Here is a 566-nt window from a genome sequence, read left to right as displayed (position 1 = left end):
TTTCTTGCGGCAGATCCGGAGAACCCGCTTATCATTCACATGGATATCATGATAGCGTTCCAAATCATCGCGGATTCTGCGATACCCTTTATCAGGATCCTGCTGATGTATTTCTTCAATCTTTTCTCCAATCAGCATGTTTTCCTGTTCATTCGCAGAAATACCTCTATGAAGCCATTTATAGTAACCAGCTCTTGCTACTTTTCCCAGCTTACAGAGAGCAGAAATCGGATAGTTGTTCTCCCCATGCACTTCTGTAATTGCCAGATATATATGATGTTTTCTTAGCCGGCTCAGCCCCGCCTCCTCTCTACTTCCCCCAATTTTTTTAGGAAGGCAGCCTCCATTTCCGCTTTCTCACGCTTGGCTTTCTCCAGTTTCAGCTCAGCACGTAATCGTTCAACCTCGGTAAGAGAATCGGTCGCCTTCTTTTTCCCTCGGTTATCCTTTAATGCATCGAGACCGCCGGCCTCATACTTAACGGTGTAACTACGAGCTTGTTGATAGGAAACCTGGTATTTTTCTGCTGTCTCCGCATAATTATGTTCATGTGATATGCAGTATGC

2 protein-coding genes are annotated in these 566 nt (G+C 44.9%); both read right to left on the bottom strand.

The features are described 5' to 3' along the window. On the bottom strand, positions 1–138 hold a 138-nt coding region (locus tag H8J70_RS12950), incomplete at its 3' end, for a helix-turn-helix domain-containing protein (RefSeq protein WP_186504597.1). Positions 139–293: 155 nt separating this feature from the next. Continuing rightward, the coding region (locus tag H8J70_RS12380; protein WP_186504596.1) for a helix-turn-helix domain-containing protein at positions 294–566 on the bottom strand (273 nt) is incomplete at its 5' end.

This window comes from Megasphaera hominis, assembly GCF_014269395.1.
Taxonomy (GTDB): domain Bacteria; phylum Bacillota; class Negativicutes; order Veillonellales; family Megasphaeraceae; genus Megasphaera; species Megasphaera hominis.
This window is presented reverse-complemented; position numbering and strand designations above follow the sequence as displayed.